Below are 18,170 nucleotides of genomic sequence, written 5' to 3'. Positions count from 1 at the left end.
TGTGAAAGTTTCACAGAAAGGTGACCTTGGTCACCCCTTTGTCTAGTGGGGAATTATTTGGCAAAGAACGGATAAAAATCCACGTCGTGTATATTGTGCGCGATATCTCAGCAGTAGTCTTAAACGTTTTTATCAGTGGTACTAGGAATGATCAATCGTATGTATGTGCGTACCTTCGTAAGGCATTAAAAAAGCCTCTTAAACAGAGGCTTATGTCATTTATGTTAGAGAGCTAGACTACTGAATCGGTTATTCAATATTCTGGATCTGAATGTTGATTAATAAAACTAAAGTCAATTAAAACAATAATTTAACTTGGCTTGGTTGTTTGTTTTTGATTTTTGTCACCACCTATGTCACCAGTTGGCTGGTGGCTGGTGGCTGGTGGCTAAAGGGTAATAGTCTAAAAATTGATTTCGTTGGTACTAACGATTCTGGTCATAATAACACGTATTTGCCCCAAAACGAGTTAGCATTGGAGTTACTATGGTTTCAGTTACAGCAGTTTGCATTGCCACTACTTATCATACTTCCCAAACATTGCAGTCCTGTTCTCGGGAAGAGGCAAGTTAACACTTCTACCGGCGAACGCTACTAAACCGGTTATAACTATGACCGCCATAATCATGTGCTTTTGGGGAAGTTGAGGTGAATAGGCCATGTGGGGAACATCAAGTCGATGCATGGTAGCCAAACCTACTTTGGGAGAACTAGCTATTGATTGAGAGCCCAGCCCGAATCCGCGGCGAAATTCCACCCGCTGGTGGACCCGAATCGCGGCTTCGCGTCGAACCAGACTCCCACTCAACAACTCAAAGTTTACTGGCTGAGCAAAGTTTAAGCAATAGCATGGGAGTTGATAAAGACTGCTTACGTCAAAAAGTAGAGCCATATACGGCCGAATATAACTTTACCCAAGTCACGATTAATTAGTTGGTCGCTGCTAGCGTTAATTTTTTAAAATAGCAGCCTATATATCGACGAGCCATTTACCCTATGGGGCTTGCTTAACCATAATGCTTCAAGGGGATTGAGACCATTCATTTGGCTAGCTTGAACAAGCTAAACACGTTTCTGCCCCAATTCGTGCTTCACTCTTTCTGAGTTGTCAAACCACAGTCGAATTTTTGACTTAGTTTATGTAATGTGGAAATCTCGATACGGCAAAGATAAGTACAAAGGTGATTTGATAGCATGGAGAGCAAAATAAGGGACATTAGACAGGACTATTGGACGAGCCGACTCACACCGTATTTGACGGTAAGGACAACTCGAGATAGTGCTCAAGGCTACAAAGCCCATTATCATCCCGAGCTATCTATTGGGAGCATGCTTGACGGTCAAACATGCTTGTCTCTTTACAATTCCAATGTAATCTTAAATGAAGGTGATGCGATTTTTATTGAGCCTATTGTGGTTCACGCCTGCAATCCTGTAGACAACACTCCGGCGCTGCTTTGTGATTGGTAAGTTTGTCGAACAGAAAGATTGGCAGTCACTCTGGGTGAATGATTAGCCTTCATAATACCTTGCAATGTATGTACTCAATACGTTGCAAGGTAACTTTTTTTAAGTGGACGAAAGATGTTGAAAAACAGAAAAATAGCACTTTTTGTGGGATGCTTTGCTGTCTTAGCGTTAATGCTACAGTTCAATCTTAACAATAAGCTTGATTTTCCAACTTGCGAAGACAAAAAGTTACTTGTAACAGACATTGCTTTTTTTGTTGATATTGGTGTTCTTGAGCGCAACAAAAAAGTGGATGTAGAAAATCGAATTATCGACATGTTAGGTGTAGCTAATAGTACACTCGAAAACAGTTGTATCAACCTACAACGAAGGCTTGATACGGTGTATTACGAAGATCTACAGAACATACCACAACAGGGTACTGAATATGCTTTAAAGCATGACGAGCTTATATGGAAAATGGACAGCAAAAAACGAGAACTGTTCATCACCAACCCTACCAAATACATAGTCGCGATCTACAAGCAACTTCCCGGTGATGTCATTGGTTATACTCACGCTGCTCACGCAAGTAGGTTTGTTGTTCTGTCCTATGAAGCTAATAATTTCGCTCTGGAGCACGAACTTGGGCATTTGGCGCTGGCGGGTCACGAAAGCAATGATGAACCCAGGTTATTTGGCGGCAGCGCTAAAATTGCTCACGCGTATAGGTGCGGTAACGTTAGAAGTATAATGAACGAGGATCGATCCAGTGGTGATCTCGCCCCATTCTATTCAAGTCCAAACATTAGGTTTAAGAATGAGTCCTGCGGTCTTCTTAACGACGCGAATAACACTGAACAACTTATTCGTTGGACAAGACTCTTAGAAGCAAATATCGATTTATACCAATCATTAGGAGTTATAGATTAATGGTCCAAAGCATGCAAAGGATAACTGAGCTATTTGATTATTGGATTTCGATAGATAGAGAGGATCAAGTTCGTAGCTTCATTCTCAAAAATAATGCTAACAAACGTATTCCTGTTAATACTATGTATACCTTAAAACATATTGACTCCACATGGATGGCATCATGAAGTACTACATCTTACTACTTCTCATACTTAGCTCATTGTCTGTGAGAGCTAACGGAACCAATGATGAGAATCCAATTATCGGAACGTGGAAATGTTACGACCACGGTCTCGAACGCTCGATGTTTTCAGTTGCCAGCTACAGCAGCAATACGTTTCATCAGAAAATTCAATCATCAGTGATGATAGTTAGCACTGGTGAGGTGCTAACCTTTGAAACAACGGTTTCTGGGAAATGGAATTACGCGGAAGACAGGTTAGAGCACACTATAGAAGCAAAAGATATCAGTGCGTCAAACGAACTTTCAGAAAAATACTTAGCTATTGTTAAAGAGGATCTAAACATCAATTCCACATCAGTTTCTCATTTACATAGCCTTGAAGATCGCACAATGAAATTACGAAATAGTAGAGCTGGGTTCACTTACTGTTTTAAACAGTAGCTCAAATTTACTATTTGTAGTGGCCAACTAAGTTTGGCCACTAAATTAGAGTTTCTCATACCTCACCTAATCCGTACTTTGCTAAATTAAGTAAATGTGCTCTAACACATTTTGTCCAGAAACTCGTTGGTGCTACTGTCGCTAACTCGTCTTTGCCCCAAAGTTTGTTAGCCTGCCAAAAAGCACTTCACTGATGTAACACAATTTGCATACATATATTCATGCTTAAACTACTAGAGTTTTGATCTTAGTTATTCTCGAAAACCTACGCATATAAAATTAATTTGCTAATTTTCAGACACTTGTACCTATATGTGTTAGGTTGACAGGAAATGGTGTTAATCGTCGTCCCTGTCAATAAAGCTATTAGCTATTTTGAGGTAACAATGAAATTTCTACGAATACTATTCCTGTTAAGTATCACGATCGCTGGTTCTGCACAGGCTGGTACGTTAGTGTTACCAGAGTGTGTTCCATCTCCTAAGATTGAAACGGAAATCTATTTTTATATCGACAATAGTGTGCTCGTTGAATACTCAGCAGAGTTTGTTGAGTCAAAAATTGATAGTTGGGTAAAGTATTCAAATCTAACGTTAAAAAACTCATGTGTACCAATGACACGAAGAGTCTCTAAAATTGAGTACCTTGCTACCGTTGACAGTACATGGTTTCAAGATGTGGAACTAGCAAAAAATCTCCTAAATTACTACTCTGCTTATGAGATACCAGAAGTCAACTCTTCAGGAATACCAATATTCAAAGCGGTTTTATTTGCAAATACTACTGATAGTTTTAAGTCGCAATGGTGTGGTGAGGCATCTTTAAGTTCTAATTATTTTGTAATTGGCCTAGATTGCTATGACAGCACAATGGAACATGAGATTGGTCATTTGAGTGGGGCTGGGCATGATATGAAAACTCTGCTTGAGTACAACCCTGAATTTGACTCAGATAATTATCTTCAAAGTAGATACCCTGCTCAAAAATCATACAGCTTTGGTGCGGTGTGCTCAGGAAGAGGGACAGTTATGTCATATGAACGAGATAGCTTTCCAGCATATTCAAGCCCGGACATTAGCATTGATGGCGAAGCTTGTGGCAATTTAGAATCTGCAAATAATGCCCAGGTATTACGCGACTTTGCCAAAAAGCATGCACCTAAATAAAAACATAGCTAACAAAAAGCTCAGGATGGATTCGCTAACGCATGCTGATTTCACTCCGCTCCATTTTAGCACGCATCGCTCACCATTTAGCTTGGCTACTAGAGGATAATTGGGTCGTACCTTTCCTTTTTCCGTACTTGAGGTTATCTGAATCTTCATCACGTCTGAAACTTCCAAACACGGAATTGTCCAAAAGTGAGTTTCAAGCTTTAGTGTCCTCTGAAAGTAAACCGTAGTTTTTGCCTTGGAGTTTTGTTCATGTTTGTATAACGTTCGTTGTTGCAGATGTTCAATTCACACAGTTCAAGTATCTATTTCGAAGATTCCAAATCTACAGAATGGCCGACACTAACCGCAGCAGAGCGGTACCGCATCATTAAACACAACATTGTCGCTGAACTAGCAATGTTCGAAAGTGACTTTGAAGAATAAAGTAAAAGGGCTGAGTTCTAATAGACTCAGCCCTTTTATTTGCCAAAATAGTCAGGGAAATGGACTATCTCGACACACAAAGGCGCAACAGCTACTGCGCTGACATTCTCTTAAACTGTTGAACCTTCTCTAGTAGAGCCGATCTGGCGTCATCGATTTTCATCGCATTAGTTTTCTTGCTTAGGCTGTCTTTACTCTTCTCATTTAGGAAGTAAGAAATACGCTCAGCATTAGCTCCAGACGGATGAGGTAGGCCACCGAAAACATTCTCGTCACTAATGACTCCGCGAGCTACACAGTACTCAAGAGCTTCTTCGACCTTCGAGCCAAGTGGAATGTATATGGTATCGTCACTCATTGCTTCAAGCTCAGGGATTAGGTTTTGTTCGACCTGCCTGCGTAGCACAGGTGTTTTTAGCATAGATGGAGAACCACTGTAGTTTTTCCCCTCCATCAATACTGGATAGCGAAGAGCCGATGTGTAATGAACCAATTTGGTACTCCTACCAAAAAGTTCCGATGTAGATGTTACGTCTAGAAGTTCATTGATACCCACATAATCAAGAAGGCGAACTAGATTTGAGCGAATTGGCCCGCTGAAACTACCGGTGTTTTTTGCTGCGAGTGAAGCTTCACTAGAGCTGCCCCCATTGTTCAGTTGGATGCAGGCTTCTTTTAAAGCATTGTCGGCTTGCTGAATGCCAGGAGTGATACCAACAATTACGATCTTTGCCCGTTCATTGATGTGATCAAAGGGCGCATAGTAAACAGATAGCTTACCTTCTTTTTCGAGTAAAAGGGCTTCGGGGAGTTCTCCATTAGAGGTGGTTGTATCATGCGTTTTCATCACATCTACAAAATCTTCAAATTTTGTGTTCACTCGAATATTGGTATCTAGCTCTCCTTGGTTTCCCCCATTTGGCTTTACAGGCTCTATCGATGCTTTCTCTGAGCTTGATGCTGGTGGGAAATAGTCCACTTTGACTTTGCTTAATGAGCGAAGGGCACGGCTGCCGGTTGGGCTAACAAGGTTAATGACGTAATCATCAGTTAGGAGCAAAGCATAGATCTCGTCTAAGGTATCTCGGTAGACTTTGTTAGCTGCCTTGTTTGTAGGCGAGCTTGTTGCGCTAGAGCGCTTACGGTTCGCTACATATCGGCCATGGCGATCGCGTTTGGCGACAAACTCAATTCCTTTTGCTTCACCGCTGGTACCGTAGGCATAAATTTTCGAGATCTTTTCCATTTGATTTCTCCTGTTTTGATGTAGGGGGCTGATGCTTTCGCTACCTAACTCAGACACACTGCGACACACTCACACACTGTTAGTTCACGAAAGAATCAGCCAAATCACTGAGTTACTTAGTTGTTCTGTTTTTAATCTAGGCTTCGCGCGTAGGAAATCAATAGAAAAATAACTTTCTTGCGAGAAGTCGGCAAATGATGCGAAAAAGTAGTCATTTGTCATTATCGTGCTGACAAAGTGTTTTTTTAGAAATGGTGTGTTTTTGTGATATATCGAGTCTTGCTCAAATACAGTCAAACCATCTAGCTTTTGACAGAAAAGCTAGTAGAAAACTTCAATTTCAAAGAGCCCGCAGCCAACAAGCGCTGAGAGGGTGTTTGCTTAGTTAATATCTCGAAGTGTGACCTGGATCTCGTTGGGTTTCAGGTGTCAGATGTACGAGATTCTAATCTTGACCAACATTTTTATTCCGTACCATTTCAGTCTTGTATTGTGTACCTGAATTAGAAGTTAAGGAACGAATAGGAAGCGTCATGAGTGTTCAGTCAACGTAGCAGCCTCTGTGCGAAGAGCTTGAAATTTGGAAGGGCTTTTTCCTACAATCGATGCATACATTAAGACCGTGTTGGTTTGCGCAAGGTACTGGAATAATCAGAATGCCAGTTTGCGAGAGCTTTTCTTCTTCATGTGAGAAGCGACATCGAGTAGTTTGAGAGCTGATAAAGGTATTAATGACCCCCGTGCTCGTCTATATGCAGACCTGAACTCAGTAAGACAGAGTCTCTACACATTGGCTAACAAGCACGTTACTTTTGTCCAAAGGCGTGTTGACTAGCGTTAACTCGCTTTTGCCCCGAACTTTGTTAGACACGTAAATAATAGTTCACTGGTGTAACACTATTTGGATTACATATATTTATACTTGAACCACTAAAGTTTTGGTCAAAGTGGTTCCCGAAAGTTCGGCATACGTCAAATCTAACTGATAATATTCAGTTACTTAAAATTCTATGTGCTAGATTAGCAGGAAACGGAGTTAGTCGTCGTTCCGGTTAATAAAGCTGTTATATGCACCTCGGAGTATTGTCGTAATGGAAATGAACACCTTAGTATTGTTTGTAATTGCAGCTCTATCTATAAACCTGATACCTGGACCTGATGTAATTTACATTGTAACGAATACAATGAAAGGGAAAATGAAGTCAGGTATTAAAGCTTCACTGGGTTTAGGTGTTGGTTATTTGATTCATACATTAGCTGCTGTTTTAGGTCTTTCTGCATTAATTCTTAGCTCCGCATTTTTATTTACGATAATCAAGTATTTAGGTGCGGCTTACTTACTCTATCTTGGCGTAAAATCAATTATTAATTGTTACCGTAACAATTCTAAAATTTGTGTGGAAAGTTCAGATGAAAAACAAAGTAATGTTTTCAAGCAAGGCGTCATCGTTAGTGTATTAAACCCAAAGGTCGCAATGTTCTTTTTAGCATTCCTGCCTCAGTTTATTGATCCAACGGCAGTTAATGCTACAAGTGAATTGCTGACTTTAGGTTTGTTATTTAGTCTGTTAGCAACAGGTTGTAACTTGTTCTATGCCAGTTTAGGAAGCATTTTGTTTAGCAGTCCTAAAGCTCAGAAATACTCAAGATCGCTTGAAGGAGTATCAGGTACAATCTTAATTGGTTTAAGTACAAAGATAGCCTTAAGCAGCAATAAATAGTGCATATAACAAGAAATTTAAGTCGGAACTCCAACAGTTGGCTGAGTTTCGCTGCGCTGCACATTATAGCCAACTGTTTCCGTCCGCTTAATATGGGCGTTATGTTCCCACGAGGAAATATGGAAGTTTGTTGCAAAAAATTGAGTTCTAAAGACAGTCGTATGTATCGTGATTTACGATTGGAAAGTCTGAAGTTGTATCCCGAGTCTTTTGGTTCATCTTACGAAGAACAATCACAACTTCCTAAGTTGTTCTTTGAAAAGCTTATCGAGGAACATAGTGAGACTCATGTGATGATCGGTGCTTTCGCAAATGATCAACTTGTTGGGCTATGTGGCTTAATTCCTACCGATTGTGGTAACGCTTTAGAAGTGGTTCAAATGTATGTATCAGGAAGCGCTCGTGGAAAATCGGTAGGGCGGCAACTGTTGTCAAAAGCTTGCTCGATTCTAAGCTCGAGGCTTGAAAGCAAGTTAGAATTAACAGTTTACCTTAGCAATGATGCCGCTATTAATGCATATGAGAAGTTTGGCTTTCAACAGGCCTCTATGACCGAACACGAAATGGTCATGAATTTTGAGCCGTGAACATAACAATCGCTTCAACCTGACTGCCAACCTATGGCATTTTTGGTTCAGTTTGGTTTTTGTGATTACGGTGACGGTGGCCTGCTTGAGTGCTGTGCAGTTGGCAGCAAGTTAAGCGGGCGTTAGCCTCCATGGAGACTTATGAGTAAGCCTTTAATTTACATCGATCAGAATATCATCGGTCTGCAGTTGCAGGGCATTATCAGCCTAGCTAAGCGGGATGATGTAACTTGGGTTTACTCAAAGGAACACTTTGCGGAGATTAGACGTTCTGATGAACCCGAGAAATATTTAGATGTACTCGATGTTATAGACGCAAAATTATTGGATCTTGTTCTCGACGGGAACTGGAAGATTAGTGGTGAAGCCCAGTTAAATGAGAGCGGAACCCCTCATCAGCATTATGATGCCTATATTGAGGCAAACAGAGATGTGGATTTCGACGATACTCTTTTTGACCCATTTCAGGTTTGGGTTAACGGTGGCGGAGACGAAGGGCCCTTAAAGGATCTTTCCGAAAAATTCGCACACCAAATTCTCAGCCTAACTTCTGAGTTGCCTTTTGATACTACCGAAATGATCGGCAAAGTTAAGTCTATAAAGCCCAAATTTGATTCCATGATCGATGAAATGATCTCGAATGGAAATGATATAGGGAAAACTAGGGCGGCTTTTGGCGATGAGAAAGGCGCTATCGGTAGCGTTTCAGGAGAAAAGGAGATCGAAAAAATATGGGAAATAATATCTCCAACAATGCAGGGAGCTGAGATTAGTTGCGATCAATTTTTTGGCTTTGATCCTATTGAAAAGCAAGGTTACGAGTCCTGGCCGATGTATCTCGGAATAATCGGATGCAATGCGGTACTTGATATATTAGGTTTTCAAGCAGAGAAAAAATGCCGAAAACTAAATAAAATTCATAACGTAAGAAGCGATGCCGGCCATATAGCAATGGGTGCGTACTGCTCAGCAATCCTATCAGAGGATAAGCGTTTGATAAAAAGAGCAAAAGCCATATACGGATATAAAAGTATAGGAACTTCCCCCATTTTGGTCACACGAGAGGCTAACAAGTCAATCCAGCCGACCGCTGACGCGTCGGCTGATTGAAGCGTTACTCTGATTTTTCCATACTTCCGCTAATCCGAAACACATTTTAAAGAGTGGCCCCCAAACACGGAATTGTCCAGAGACGTGTTGGTGCGACTGCCGCTAACTCGTCTTTGCCCCATTGGAAGTTAGCGACGCTTAACCTCTCAATCCACAGTGATACGGTTTACCCTAATTTTCCTCATGCCGGAATTGCGATAAGAGTCATAGTAATTAGTCAATGAATTTTGCATTGCTGATGTTTTATACAGTCTGTTGTTCTTCGGCTGCCGTAAGACATACAAAAGAGCGAAAACTAGGTATTCAAGCCAGCCCGTTTCGTTGCCTGTACGATACCAGTCAACAGTAAATCGATGGCTTAGTAAGATAAATGGCTCGGTTTTGTGGGCTGGATATATCGAAAAACCGAGCAGGCTTGCTTTTTCTGTCACGTAGACTGGTTGCTGAACTAGTTTTCTGTGATTATTGAATGAGTTAAAAAAATTATATCGGTTGGATGCTCTCAGAGAAAACAAGCCGGCTTTCCAACAAAAATGTTATAACTATTCAGAGGAAACAATGCAGAAACTCGAAATAAGAAACCCTAGAAAAGACTGGGTTATATCGGAATTATCTTCTTTAATCTCAGAATGGGAAGAGTGGAAAGAAGAGGTCGCTCAAATTGAAGATTACCCATATGATCATAATGTTCAGTCGTCTGTGTTCGCTGATGGAGAGGAAAATATGGTTAAGCACTCCATTATGCAAATGAAAACCATAACCTTTCTAGACAACAATATTTCAGGACACTGGTTCATAAATGGTCGTGACCGTGAGTGTTGCGATCGTACAGATCTTCGTCTCAACATTAGGGTAAAGCATCGTTTACAGGACTTGCATGAAATTGCTGCTTCATTGTCATATGCTCTTTTAGCAGATTCATACTGGATGCAAAAAGGTAAGGAAATGATCGACAAAATAGCGGATAAGTCGCCTGAAGTAGCTTTGGAGATTGTAGCAGGGTATCTTAAAAACCCCATGAACATTGAGCCAAAGGTATAATGCGGCGTTATATTTCAGTAGGAGGCGTCGTGAAGCCATTAGTAGTAACCCTTTGTGGGAGTGTGAAATTTAAGCAAGCGTTTTGGGATGCCAACTTCAATGAAACTATGGCAGGTAAGATTGTACTAAGCGTTGGTGGTCTAGAGCACGATGACCATTTCGATCTAACAGAAGAAGATAAACGAATGTTAGGTGACTTACATAAACGCAAAATAGATATGTCTGATGAAATTCTTGTTTTAAATGTGGGTGGCTATATCGGGAAAAGTACCGAAGGTGAAATCGAGTATGCTCGACAACACGGTAAAGGTGTTCGGTTTCTTGAAGAATAATCAAGTTAAGACTAAGTGCAGTGGTTCACCAATACTGGCCACTCAGATAGAGCTTTACCATACATTTGCTCATGCAAATTGGATTGTTGCCGTCTTCACTCGTAACACGAAATTGTCCAACTTCGATCTAATAGCACTGTTTAGCTCAGATCGGACTTAGTAAATACCAGTACTCCAATGAGCAATAACTTAATTTAGATTGGCTTTTTATAGGGAGTGAAGTGACTGAAAGCTCAGCTTGTGCTCAGGGTGGAATCTTGTGCAAAAAGCCCGAATCCTGCCTGACAGAACTAAACTTTCAGTCGGCGATGAAAGACGTAAATGGCATACTGCTAAGCAGTTTGCACAGCCAGTATAGTAAAATCATCACCTTCATTGAAGGTACAGTGAGGTACCGTCGTAAGTCAGTATTTAATGGTTGAAGAGGTTACTCACGGCATCTATTTTTGGATTCGCTCTAACCTCTTCTCCAATTTTCGCATCTCTCTTCCAATAAAGTCTTTCTTATGCAGCCACTTATCTGCATATGCAGTCTGAGCCTTACTTTCAGGTCTGTAGTACATTGGTGAGCTAATTAGAGGGTAGTAAACATGAAACTCTATATGAGTAGAGTTTATATCTTGATAGTAATGATCTAAAGCTCCCTGAATAGTAATGAACATTGCAGTTCCGTGGACCTGTAGAATGGCATACTTCATCACTTCCAGTGCAATCTGGTGTTTCGCCACAAGCTCGTTTATTGCAGCGGGGTTCTGCTGGTGGCGCATTAACTTATGACAGCAACTCGTTGCTTCATCAAGTAGAGGGTTATCGAGCCATTGCATTTTAAAAGGTGCCCAAAACCAATCCGGAATACTTTGCCTGGCATTTAAACTCGAAGCCCTCTTACCTTGGGCTGTTTTGGCGCCAGTAGACTTACCTCCATGAAGTTTACAGCGTCCGTTAGTCTTGCTTCCTCTGCGTTTGCATGTGCCGCCAGAACGAGTTTTGGCTCCGCATAGTGGCAGTGTGTCTAAATTAAATCGCTTTGTTGTCATGTTGCCTCTTAATAATCATGTATGGGTGGTTAACGGCTCAATGGATCACTATTCCCGATAAATTGCGCATATATGTAGAAAAAAGGTTAACAAACGGCGGGTTTTGCGCAGATTGAACCGAAAACATCCCAAGCTTTTCTTCGCTTCATAGGCTTCATTTCAACAAATCTTTCAGTGAGCACGGATATACTCTCTTCATGACTGACAGGAGAACACGAGATAGGGATTCGGTGTAACTCATTGTATTTGCAATATGCTATCTTTAAAGAGATGAGCGGTTTGCTCGATAAGTGTACAAAAATGCATCCGGTTCGCGTGTAAAAGTGATCACTTTGCTGTGTGAAATGCGCAGTTTTCCGAACTATGGAGCTCGCGCAACCGAAGGAAAGAGCCATTTTTTTATCGGTTCATGGGGTTTGTTTATCAAAACAGCGCAGCTTAAGGAATTACAAATACCAGTTGTGCGCACTAAAGTGAGTTTATTTAAAACGGATGTTGGCTCTGCGACGTTACAAGTCAGTTCTAGTTTTGAACTTAACCATTCATTACCTAAATCCGTAAGGCTAGTCATGCAGTGCTCAGGGTTCCACGTTGAAGCTGTCGATGGTTTATGTTGACTAGAACCAAAATAGCGAACGCCTTTCACCGTATTCTTTCCGGCGTTTTTCGCTAGATAGCTAAGTCGAAAAATGACGCGTTGGCGCTGCATCATATCTCGTGTATTTAGGTTGTAGTAAGGGTGAGGGATTTTAGGAACATTACCATTGGTTGACTTTGACCAAATGGTCTTTATCCATCCTAGGATATTCGTTGGGTTATTAAAAAGATTACCGTCTAAGATCAGTGCGCAATGGTAATGCTGTGCTTTGCTAGATATCTGCTCTCTAGCCCAAATTAGAGCTTTACGTTTTTGGGCTACGACGTAGTTTCTTTCTCTTGATTTGATGTTTTGTTCAATATGTTCATAGAGCCTATCTCGTAGGTCACTGATATGGGTATTTAACTCAGTGTACTTTGGTAAGTGCAAATCAAATCGAAGAACAAATAACTTAATAGTTTGCTCTGAGAGAGCGTGAAGAGTAGCGAAAATCTTATCAAGGTAAGTATCGTTTAGACCACCAGCACAGTCATAAACATTCCATACAGTATTGAGGTAACAATACTGCTGGGTGCTTTTATGTTTGAGTGTGGAGGTCATAGTAGTATTAGTTATTACCTGTAAGTTTGGCGGTGTGATTTATGGCGAAAGCCGTTACTACACCGTGTCTGTTGGTTGTTTAGGCTTCCGGTAATTAGCTTCAATCAAGTCATTGGTATTAAAAAAAGCGGCATTTAGCCGCTAGTGATTAGTAAGGTTGGTTTGTATAAGCCAATCTTCATAGTCATCTCTTCGCCAGCCGAGAATGCGGTTCTTTTGCATATGAGGGGTAGGGAAGTGTCCTTGCCTTACCCATGCCATCAATGTCCGTTTCTTTTTCGAAACTAACAATTCCATTTGAGTTACAGGAATTAAGTCCGTTGGCGGTCTTTTGCAAAACAGATAATGCAGCACATCTTTGTTGTGTTTATCTTGTTTATTGGAGTGAAGCCTTCCAGACACAGTGTTAATCCTTGAAATCTTCTACGTTTGTAAGTCGACACAAGGCTAACTCGTCATTCAGTTCACTTAGTATTGCTCTTCTCTGCTTTTCAAAATGAACAAGTGATATGTCATTTAGCTTCAAACTCTTTAGTAGTGCTTTTTGGCGAAAATGTAGTTCCCAGAGCCCAGATATTTCTGGGTTGGTTTTCAGGGAACTAAAGTTGCGTCGCAAAATTGAATACGGAATGTCATGACTCTTCGCAAAATCGATTGGAAAAATATCAGGGTCGTGTATTGAGGAGATGAGATACCTTTCCAACAAAACTGGCCAATTATGCTTCTTATTTTCAGCAGCACTACCATATGGGGAGGTTGAGTGATGAGAAAGATTAAATTGGTTAAGTTTTATATGCCTTCTTGCAGTGTTGTAATGCATACCGTTTTGTTCACAATACTCGCGAATAGTTAGACGCGGAGTTTCTAGGCGCAAACTGTTGAAGGCTTTTTGGTGCGATAAATACTCTTGTTTAGTCACAATGTTACATCCTACTTTTTTGTTAGTTTGCTGGGTTTTTATGAAAATCTAGATTGGGTTCGGCTCTCAACCCATGCAATCAACTCGGATAAGCGCCAAGCTACAGACCTTGTCGAAAGTTGTACACGCTTGGGGTACTTATTGGCTTTCTCAAGCTTGTATGCCTGACTACGCGATACTTGAGTGATTTGTTTTCGTTCGGCTTCTTTTACAAAGCGATCTTGAAAGGTTGGAGATGTAAATGATTGATGATGCATAGTTCCTCACGTCTCTGAAGGTTTCTTAGTGTGAGGAACTATATTTATGCGGGGTTAGTACGGATATGAGAGATAAGAAATATTATTCCTCACGCCCTAAGAGCATTGCAGCAAAGTTGACACTTTCAGGCTCATCATTTCTTGATCCTGTCTGATTTGGATGCTGATTCTTTCAAACCAATTGGACTTAGTTAGCTTTGGTGAGTAAAAGTCTCGTTTCCAAGAGCGTATGTTGCTTGCGCCAATATCCTCATCATCAGTATCGAGTTTATGTATGTTTAAAGCGGAGGCGATTTCATTGGCCGTTATGATGCTGGGAATATCATCTATGCTATCGAGTTTGTGCTCGTGTATAAGCCAAATGAGTATGTCCAGATAGATTATAGCTCGGTAGCTAATCAGACTGCGAATAGCACCGCTTTTCTCCGTTCGCTTTTCTACCGCAATTGGCTCTTGTATTTTTACTTGGTTTCTTACATCTTTTTCAAATGCAACAAAGTCTTTGTGAAGTTGTTTGCTGGTATAAGTGGATAGGGGGATGTAAGCAAAAATCCCCTGCTCTCCATCTGGCAATGTAACAAGGTATTCATCAAGCATTGTTGCGTGAGCAACATTAGCTTCCATTTCAAGTAACTCTTTAATACCCGTTTTTTTTAAAAGCTGGCAGTGAGTGCCGACAGTTGTGCTTAGAATGACTGGTGGCAAGTCTATTAGATTTCTTTCATTTAGTTGTCGCCATTGAATGCAGTTGGATATGTTGCCTGAATTTAGTAACGCATGAGCAATGAAATCCAACCTGATTTTAGTTTGTTCAAGTAGCTGGGAAACCGTCCATTCAGTCAGGGCTTCATTATTGGTATGCACTGAACTCCAAATTTGAGAGTAGGACTTACTCTCAATCCACTGATCTAACGTTTTTTTGTCTTCTTGTGCTTTGTTCATTCGATTCTTGTCATTGTGCTTATGTTTATAAAAAGGGAGCAACTAAAGCAGACAGATTTCTTAATGCTTCTTGTCGCTCATTAAAGTAATTATGGCGGTCATAAATGCCCACCAGCCCTTGTACTTTATGATTCAAGCAACGTTCGGCAATATGTTCTGGTGTTCCTAGTTCTGCTAACAGACTTCGACACGTTCTTCGCAGATCATGCACAGTAAAAGGCTCGATTTTAGGTAGCATGTTGGGATATGGCTGTTTGTTGCCATCGACTTTCGTGCCAAACATTTTTGCTAACGCATGGTTAAGAGTGTCGTCCGAAATGTAAGCTCTGCGTTTGCTCTGTCTACGTGACGGAAATACATAGTCTGACCCAGCTGCACGAACCTTTAACTCTTCAAGCCAACTTATGACTTGTGGTGATAAAGGTATATCAATAGGCTCAGTTGATTGAGTTGATTTACGCTTGTTCGGGATGCAGCTCCAAATGGCTTCTTCAAAGTCGAAGTCTTCCCATCTAGTTGAAATTAGCTCGCCTTTACGACACCCAAGACATAGCAATAAGCAGCAAGCCAAGTAGTTATCTCTGGTGAAGATATGATGCTGTTCCCTGAAAATTTTAAAAGCGTACTCAATATCACTTAATGATAGAGCGCGTGTTCGGCTTCGTTCAGAGCCACCAGCATCTTTCGGTGTGAATGCTTGGGCTGGGTTGTAAGAGGTCAGGTTGAGCTTGATTGCATGGTTAAACATCTGTTTTGCGTAAAGTAGGGTCTTGTTTGCAATGCTTAACCGATCAGAACTAACAATGTCATCAACGATTCTTCTTATATGTTGGGGAGTAACGTCTTTGATCGTCATCACACCAATATGGCGCTTCATTTCCTTGCGATAGTAACGCGCTGGAATTTGAGGGTTCTTGAAATGCTTTAATAGATAAGATTGATACCAGTCTTCAAAAAGCTGATCTACGGTGCGAATTTCTGCTAACTCTGCTTTCTTGCGTTCGGATTTCGGGTCTATGCCCTGCTTTGCATTCTCTACGATCTCCAAGGCTGCTCGTTTAGCATCTCGAATAGACATTCTAGGGTAGGCTTTTGGCAAGGCTATCTGGGATCGCTTACCTGCGATAGTGTACCTCACCACCCATGAAGGCGTTTTGCACGCAATGCGGAAATACAGCCCACCGCCTAATGCTTCTCTTACATCGTTCCCTGCACGGATTAATGCATCTAACTGTTTATTGTTCATATTAGAAATGGTCTTCTACCAGTATCAACTTTTGTCACCAATTTTCTCGTATTTGGTGACAAGATGATTTCTGTCACCGCTCTTGTCACCACTTAGAATGATACTATAGGAAACAAATAAGAACATTAAAAAACTAAAAAAGCCCCATTTACGGGGCTTTGATAGTGGTTTGAAATCCAGTGGAAACAGGTGGAAATCTTATTCTATGTTCTGGATCTGCTCACGCATCTGCTCAATCAATACCTTAAGCTCTACACCAGAAGCGGTAATGTCCGTACTGATTGACTTAGACGCTAGAGTATTCGACTCACGGTTAAACTCTTGCATCATAAAGTCTAAACGACGACCACATGCGCCACCTTTTTTCAAAATGCTGTTCGCTTCTTTAACGTGTGAATCTAAGCGGTCTAGCTCTTCAGCAACATCCGATTTCTGTGCCAGAACGATCAGCTCTTGTTCAACGCGTGATTCATCAAGTTCAATTTTGGCTTCTTCAAATTTACCCAGCAGGCGATCACGTTGCCATTGTAGGATTTCTGGCATGCGAGCACGTACTTTAACGACTTCATCCGTAATTGCGTCTAGGCGTTGAACAATAAGAGCCTTCATGTTTTCACCTTCACTGGCGCGCGCCTCGATGAAATCAGTCAGAGCATCATTAAAACCAGCAAGTAGGTCTTTGTTGATGGCATCCATATCTTGCTCAGGGGTTTCCATCACACCTTGCCACTGCATGACTTGGAATGGGTTGATTCGACTTTCTTCGCCAGTAATGGTCATGATTTTTTTCGCAGCATCAACCACTTGTCCAGCAAGTGTTTCGTTGATGATCAAATCACTTCCCGCAGCTGTTTTTGATTCAAAGCGTAAGTGACACTCTACTTTACCGCGAGCCAAGCGCTTACGAAAACGCTCACGCAGTGATGGCTCTAGGCCTCTAAACTGTTCAGGTAAACGGAAAAACGTTTCTAGATAACGCTGGTTAACAGAACGAATTTCCCACACTGCGGTGCCCCAATCGCCTTTAGTTTCTTTGCGCGCGTAGGCGGTCATACTGTAGATCATAAATGTCCTTTGAAAATCGAATATTGAGCGACGAAATAAGTCAAAACTGCGGCGAAGTGTAGCATAAAAACGCAAGCAACCCTAAGGTCGCAAAACGTCACTAGTTTCGTTATAATCGGCGCCCAACCCCATACCCCTAAGATAGGATCTCCAAATGCGTCCTGATAATCGAGCGCTTGACCAAGTGCGCAGCGTAAAAATGACTCGTGACTACACCGCTTATGCTGAAGGCTCAGTATTGGTAGAGTTTGGCAACACCAAAGTACTGTGTAATGCCACTGTCGAAGAAAATGTACCGCGCTGGCTCAAAGGCCAAGGCAAAGGGTGGGTGACCGCTGAATACGGTATGTTGCCACGCTCAACGCATTCTCGCATGCGCCGTGAAGCAGCGTCTGGTAAGCAAGGCGGACGTACAATGGAAATCCAGCGCTTAATCGCTCGCAGTCTACGTGCTGTGGTTGATCTAGAAGCTATGGGTGAAATCATGGTTACCGTTGACTGTGATGTTATTCAAGCCGACGGTGGTACACGTACTGCCTCTATTTCGGGTGCGAGTGTGGCTATGGCTGATGCATTTGAAAAGCTTGTAGCCGCAGGCAAACTAAAAGCAAACCCAATGAAAGGGCACGTAGCTGCAGTTTCTGTCGGTATGGTTGAAGGTGAAGCGCGTTGCGATCTTGAGTATGTTGAAGATTCTGCGGCTGATACCGACATGAACGTTGTTATGACCGAAGAAGGCAAGATGATCGAAGTGCAGGGCACTGCCGAAGGCGAACCGTTTAGCCACGAGGAGCTTCTTGAGCTTCTGGCATTAGCAAATAAAGGGATCCGCGACATCGTCGAGATCCAGAAAGAGACCTTGTCTCAATAGTTGATAGCTCC

22 protein-coding genes are annotated in these 18,170 nt (G+C 41.6%); 13 read left to right on the top strand and 9 right to left on the bottom strand.

All coding sequences use genetic code 11. The annotated features are described in order from the left end of the window. Nucleotides 1-717: 717 nt before the first annotated feature. The 6 genes from JQC93_RS17675 to JQC93_RS17650 all read left to right on the top strand — a co-directional run bounded on the left by JQC93_RS17675 (nucleotide 718) and on the right by JQC93_RS17650 (nucleotide 4,587). Nucleotides 718-933 carry a hypothetical protein gene (locus JQC93_RS17675; protein WP_205159696.1) on the top strand — a complete coding sequence of 72 codons (216 nt, stop codon included), beginning with the start codon at nucleotides 718-720 and terminating at the stop codon, nucleotides 931-933. A gap of 261 nt (nucleotides 934-1,194) precedes the next feature. Beyond that, nucleotides 1,195-1,470, top strand: a complete 276-nt coding sequence (locus JQC93_RS20525) for an AraC family ligand binding domain-containing protein (RefSeq protein WP_205159695.1) — start codon at nucleotides 1,195-1,197, stop codon at nucleotides 1,468-1,470. A 114-nt stretch (nucleotides 1,471-1,584) separates the two neighbouring features. Continuing rightward, nucleotides 1,585-2,382: a hypothetical protein gene (locus JQC93_RS17665; protein WP_205159694.1), complete on the top strand. Its 798-nt coding sequence runs from the start codon at nucleotides 1,585-1,587 to the stop codon at nucleotides 2,380-2,382. Between the two features lie 163 nt (nucleotides 2,383-2,545). Continuing rightward, complete coding sequence (locus tag JQC93_RS17660; RefSeq protein WP_205159693.1) at nucleotides 2,546-2,989, top strand: hypothetical protein; 444 nt, start codon at nucleotides 2,546-2,548, stop codon at nucleotides 2,987-2,989. A 332-nt stretch (nucleotides 2,990-3,321) separates the two neighbouring features. Next, a complete protein-coding gene (locus JQC93_RS17655) occupies nucleotides 3,322-4,155 on the top strand; it encodes a hypothetical protein (RefSeq protein ID WP_236009657.1) in 834 nt (277 codons plus the stop codon). Nucleotides 4,156-4,440: 285 nt separating this feature from the next. Then, nucleotides 4,441-4,587 carry a hypothetical protein gene (locus JQC93_RS17650; protein WP_205159692.1) on the top strand — a complete coding sequence of 49 codons (147 nt, stop codon included), beginning with the start codon at nucleotides 4,441-4,443 and terminating at the stop codon, nucleotides 4,585-4,587. 91 nt (nucleotides 4,588-4,678) lie between these two features. Here the strand turns inward: JQC93_RS17650 and JQC93_RS17645 are convergent, their stop codons facing one another. After that, nucleotides 4,679-5,833, bottom strand: coding sequence for a hypothetical protein (locus JQC93_RS17645; protein ID WP_205159691.1), 1,155 nt, complete (start codon nucleotides 5,831-5,833; stop codon nucleotides 4,679-4,681). Between the two features lie 1,091 nt (nucleotides 5,834-6,924). Between JQC93_RS17645 and JQC93_RS17640 the strand changes: the two genes are divergently transcribed. From JQC93_RS17640 to JQC93_RS17615, 6 genes are all read left to right on the top strand, one after another. Beyond that, entirely contained in the window at nucleotides 6,925-7,554 is a 630-nt protein-coding gene (locus tag JQC93_RS17640) for a LysE family translocator (protein WP_205159690.1), read from the top strand. 161 nt (nucleotides 7,555-7,715) lie between these two features. Then, nucleotides 7,716-8,141, top strand: a complete 426-nt coding sequence (locus tag JQC93_RS17635; protein WP_236009656.1) for a GNAT family N-acetyltransferase — start codon at nucleotides 7,716-7,718, stop codon at nucleotides 8,139-8,141. Nucleotides 8,142-8,282: 141 nt separating this feature from the next. Continuing rightward, a complete protein-coding gene (locus JQC93_RS17630; protein WP_205159688.1) occupies nucleotides 8,283-9,251 on the top strand; it encodes a hypothetical protein in 969 nt (322 codons plus the stop codon). Between the two features lie 558 nt (nucleotides 9,252-9,809). Then, nucleotides 9,810-10,292, top strand: a complete 483-nt coding sequence (locus JQC93_RS17625; RefSeq protein WP_205159687.1) for a hypothetical protein — start codon at nucleotides 9,810-9,812, stop codon at nucleotides 10,290-10,292. Nucleotides 10,293-10,321: 29 nt separating this feature from the next. After that, nucleotides 10,322-10,624 carry a hypothetical protein gene (locus JQC93_RS17620; RefSeq protein WP_328837055.1) on the top strand — a complete coding sequence of 101 codons (303 nt, stop codon included), beginning with the start codon at nucleotides 10,322-10,324 and terminating at the stop codon, nucleotides 10,622-10,624. Nucleotides 10,625-10,845: 221 nt separating this feature from the next. Continuing rightward, nucleotides 10,846-11,046: a hypothetical protein gene (locus JQC93_RS17615; protein WP_205159685.1), complete on the top strand. Its 201-nt coding sequence runs from the start codon at nucleotides 10,846-10,848 to the stop codon at nucleotides 11,044-11,046. A gap of 18 nt (nucleotides 11,047-11,064) precedes the next feature. On the opposite strand, the gene JQC93_RS17610 is transcribed toward JQC93_RS17615, so the two are convergent. The 8 genes from JQC93_RS17610 to JQC93_RS17575 form a co-directional block, all read right to left on the bottom strand. Continuing rightward, entirely contained in the window at nucleotides 11,065-11,661 is a 597-nt protein-coding gene (locus JQC93_RS17610; RefSeq protein WP_205159684.1) for an HGGxSTG domain-containing protein, read from the bottom strand. A 361-nt stretch (nucleotides 11,662-12,022) separates the two neighbouring features. Further along, on the bottom strand, nucleotides 12,023-12,859 hold the full coding sequence (locus tag JQC93_RS17605) for a YagK/YfjJ domain-containing protein (protein ID WP_205159683.1): 837 nt from the start codon (nucleotides 12,857-12,859) through the stop codon (nucleotides 12,023-12,025). Between the two features lie 141 nt (nucleotides 12,860-13,000). Next, nucleotides 13,001-13,261, bottom strand: coding sequence for a helix-turn-helix transcriptional regulator (locus JQC93_RS17600; RefSeq protein WP_205159682.1), 261 nt, complete (start codon nucleotides 13,259-13,261; stop codon nucleotides 13,001-13,003). 4 nt (nucleotides 13,262-13,265) lie between these two features. Next, nucleotides 13,266-13,778, bottom strand: coding sequence for a hypothetical protein (locus JQC93_RS17595; protein ID WP_205159681.1), 513 nt, complete (start codon nucleotides 13,776-13,778; stop codon nucleotides 13,266-13,268). Between the two features lie 38 nt (nucleotides 13,779-13,816). Further along, on the bottom strand, nucleotides 13,817-14,035 hold the full coding sequence (locus tag JQC93_RS17590) for a helix-turn-helix transcriptional regulator (protein WP_205159680.1): 219 nt from the start codon (nucleotides 14,033-14,035) through the stop codon (nucleotides 13,817-13,819). A gap of 96 nt (nucleotides 14,036-14,131) precedes the next feature. Further along, nucleotides 14,132-14,977 carry a DUF6387 family protein gene (locus JQC93_RS17585; protein WP_205159679.1) on the bottom strand — a complete coding sequence of 282 codons (846 nt, stop codon included), beginning with the start codon at nucleotides 14,975-14,977 and terminating at the stop codon, nucleotides 14,132-14,134. Nucleotides 14,978-15,002: 25 nt separating this feature from the next. After that, nucleotides 15,003-16,223: a tyrosine-type recombinase/integrase gene (locus JQC93_RS17580; protein WP_205159678.1), complete on the bottom strand. Its 1,221-nt coding sequence runs from the start codon at nucleotides 16,221-16,223 to the stop codon at nucleotides 15,003-15,005. A 198-nt stretch (nucleotides 16,224-16,421) separates the two neighbouring features. Continuing rightward, complete coding sequence (locus JQC93_RS17575) at nucleotides 16,422-17,288, bottom strand: YicC/YloC family endoribonuclease (protein ID WP_205159677.1); 867 nt, start codon at nucleotides 17,286-17,288, stop codon at nucleotides 16,422-16,424. Between the two features lie 154 nt (nucleotides 17,289-17,442). Between JQC93_RS17575 and rph the strand changes: the two genes are divergently transcribed. Beyond that, complete coding sequence (rph, locus tag JQC93_RS17570; RefSeq protein WP_205159676.1) at nucleotides 17,443-18,159, top strand: ribonuclease PH; 717 nt, start codon at nucleotides 17,443-17,445, stop codon at nucleotides 18,157-18,159. Nucleotides 18,160-18,170: the final 11 nt, after the last annotated feature.

Source organism: Vibrio ulleungensis, assembly GCF_016900875.1.
GTDB classification, from domain to species: Bacteria; Pseudomonadota; Gammaproteobacteria; order Enterobacterales; family Vibrionaceae; genus Vibrio; species Vibrio ulleungensis.
Note: the sequence above shows the minus strand (reverse complement) of the source record. Positions and strands in the feature narration are given on the sequence as shown.

Bases quoted from the DNA above. Each gene is read 5' to 3' on its own strand.
- JQC93_RS20525 (WP_205159695.1), top strand. From the start codon at position 1,195: ATGGAGAGCAAAATAAGGGACATTAGACAGGACTATTGGACGAGCCGA.
- JQC93_RS17665 (WP_205159694.1), top strand. From the start codon at position 1,585: ATGTTGAAAAACAGAAAAATAGCACTTTTTGTGGGATGCTTTGCTGTC.
- JQC93_RS17660 (WP_205159693.1), top strand. From the start codon at position 2,546: ATGAAGTACTACATCTTACTACTTCTCATACTTAGCTCATTGTCTGTG.
- JQC93_RS17655 (WP_236009657.1), top strand. From the start codon at position 3,322: ATGGTGTTAATCGTCGTCCCTGTCAATAAAGCTATTAGCTATTTTGAG.
- JQC93_RS17650 (WP_205159692.1), top strand. From the start codon at position 4,441: ATGTTCAATTCACACAGTTCAAGTATCTATTTCGAAGATTCCAAATCT.
- JQC93_RS17645 (WP_205159691.1), bottom strand. From the start codon at position 5,833: ATGGAAAAGATCTCGAAAATTTATGCCTACGGTACCAGCGGTGAAGCA.
- JQC93_RS17640 (WP_205159690.1), top strand. From the start codon at position 6,925: ATGGAAATGAACACCTTAGTATTGTTTGTAATTGCAGCTCTATCTATA.
- JQC93_RS17635 (WP_236009656.1), top strand. From the start codon at position 7,716: ATGTATCGTGATTTACGATTGGAAAGTCTGAAGTTGTATCCCGAGTCT.
- JQC93_RS17630 (WP_205159688.1), top strand. From the start codon at position 8,283: ATGAGTAAGCCTTTAATTTACATCGATCAGAATATCATCGGTCTGCAG.
- JQC93_RS17625 (WP_205159687.1), top strand. From the start codon at position 9,810: ATGCAGAAACTCGAAATAAGAAACCCTAGAAAAGACTGGGTTATATCG.
- JQC93_RS17610 (WP_205159684.1), bottom strand. From the start codon at position 11,661: ATGACAACAAAGCGATTTAATTTAGACACACTGCCACTATGCGGAGCC.
- JQC93_RS17605 (WP_205159683.1), bottom strand. From the start codon at position 12,859: ATGACCTCCACACTCAAACATAAAAGCACCCAGCAGTATTGTTACCTC.
- JQC93_RS17590 (WP_205159680.1), bottom strand. From the start codon at position 14,035: ATGCATCATCAATCATTTACATCTCCAACCTTTCAAGATCGCTTTGTA.
- JQC93_RS17585 (WP_205159679.1), bottom strand. From the start codon at position 14,977: ATGAACAAAGCACAAGAAGACAAAAAAACGTTAGATCAGTGGATTGAG.
- JQC93_RS17580 (WP_205159678.1), bottom strand. From the start codon at position 16,223: ATGAACAATAAACAGTTAGATGCATTAATCCGTGCAGGGAACGATGTA.
- JQC93_RS17575 (WP_205159677.1), bottom strand. From the start codon at position 17,288: ATGATCTACAGTATGACCGCCTACGCGCGCAAAGAAACTAAAGGCGAT.
- rph (WP_205159676.1), top strand. From the start codon at position 17,443: ATGCGTCCTGATAATCGAGCGCTTGACCAAGTGCGCAGCGTAAAAATG.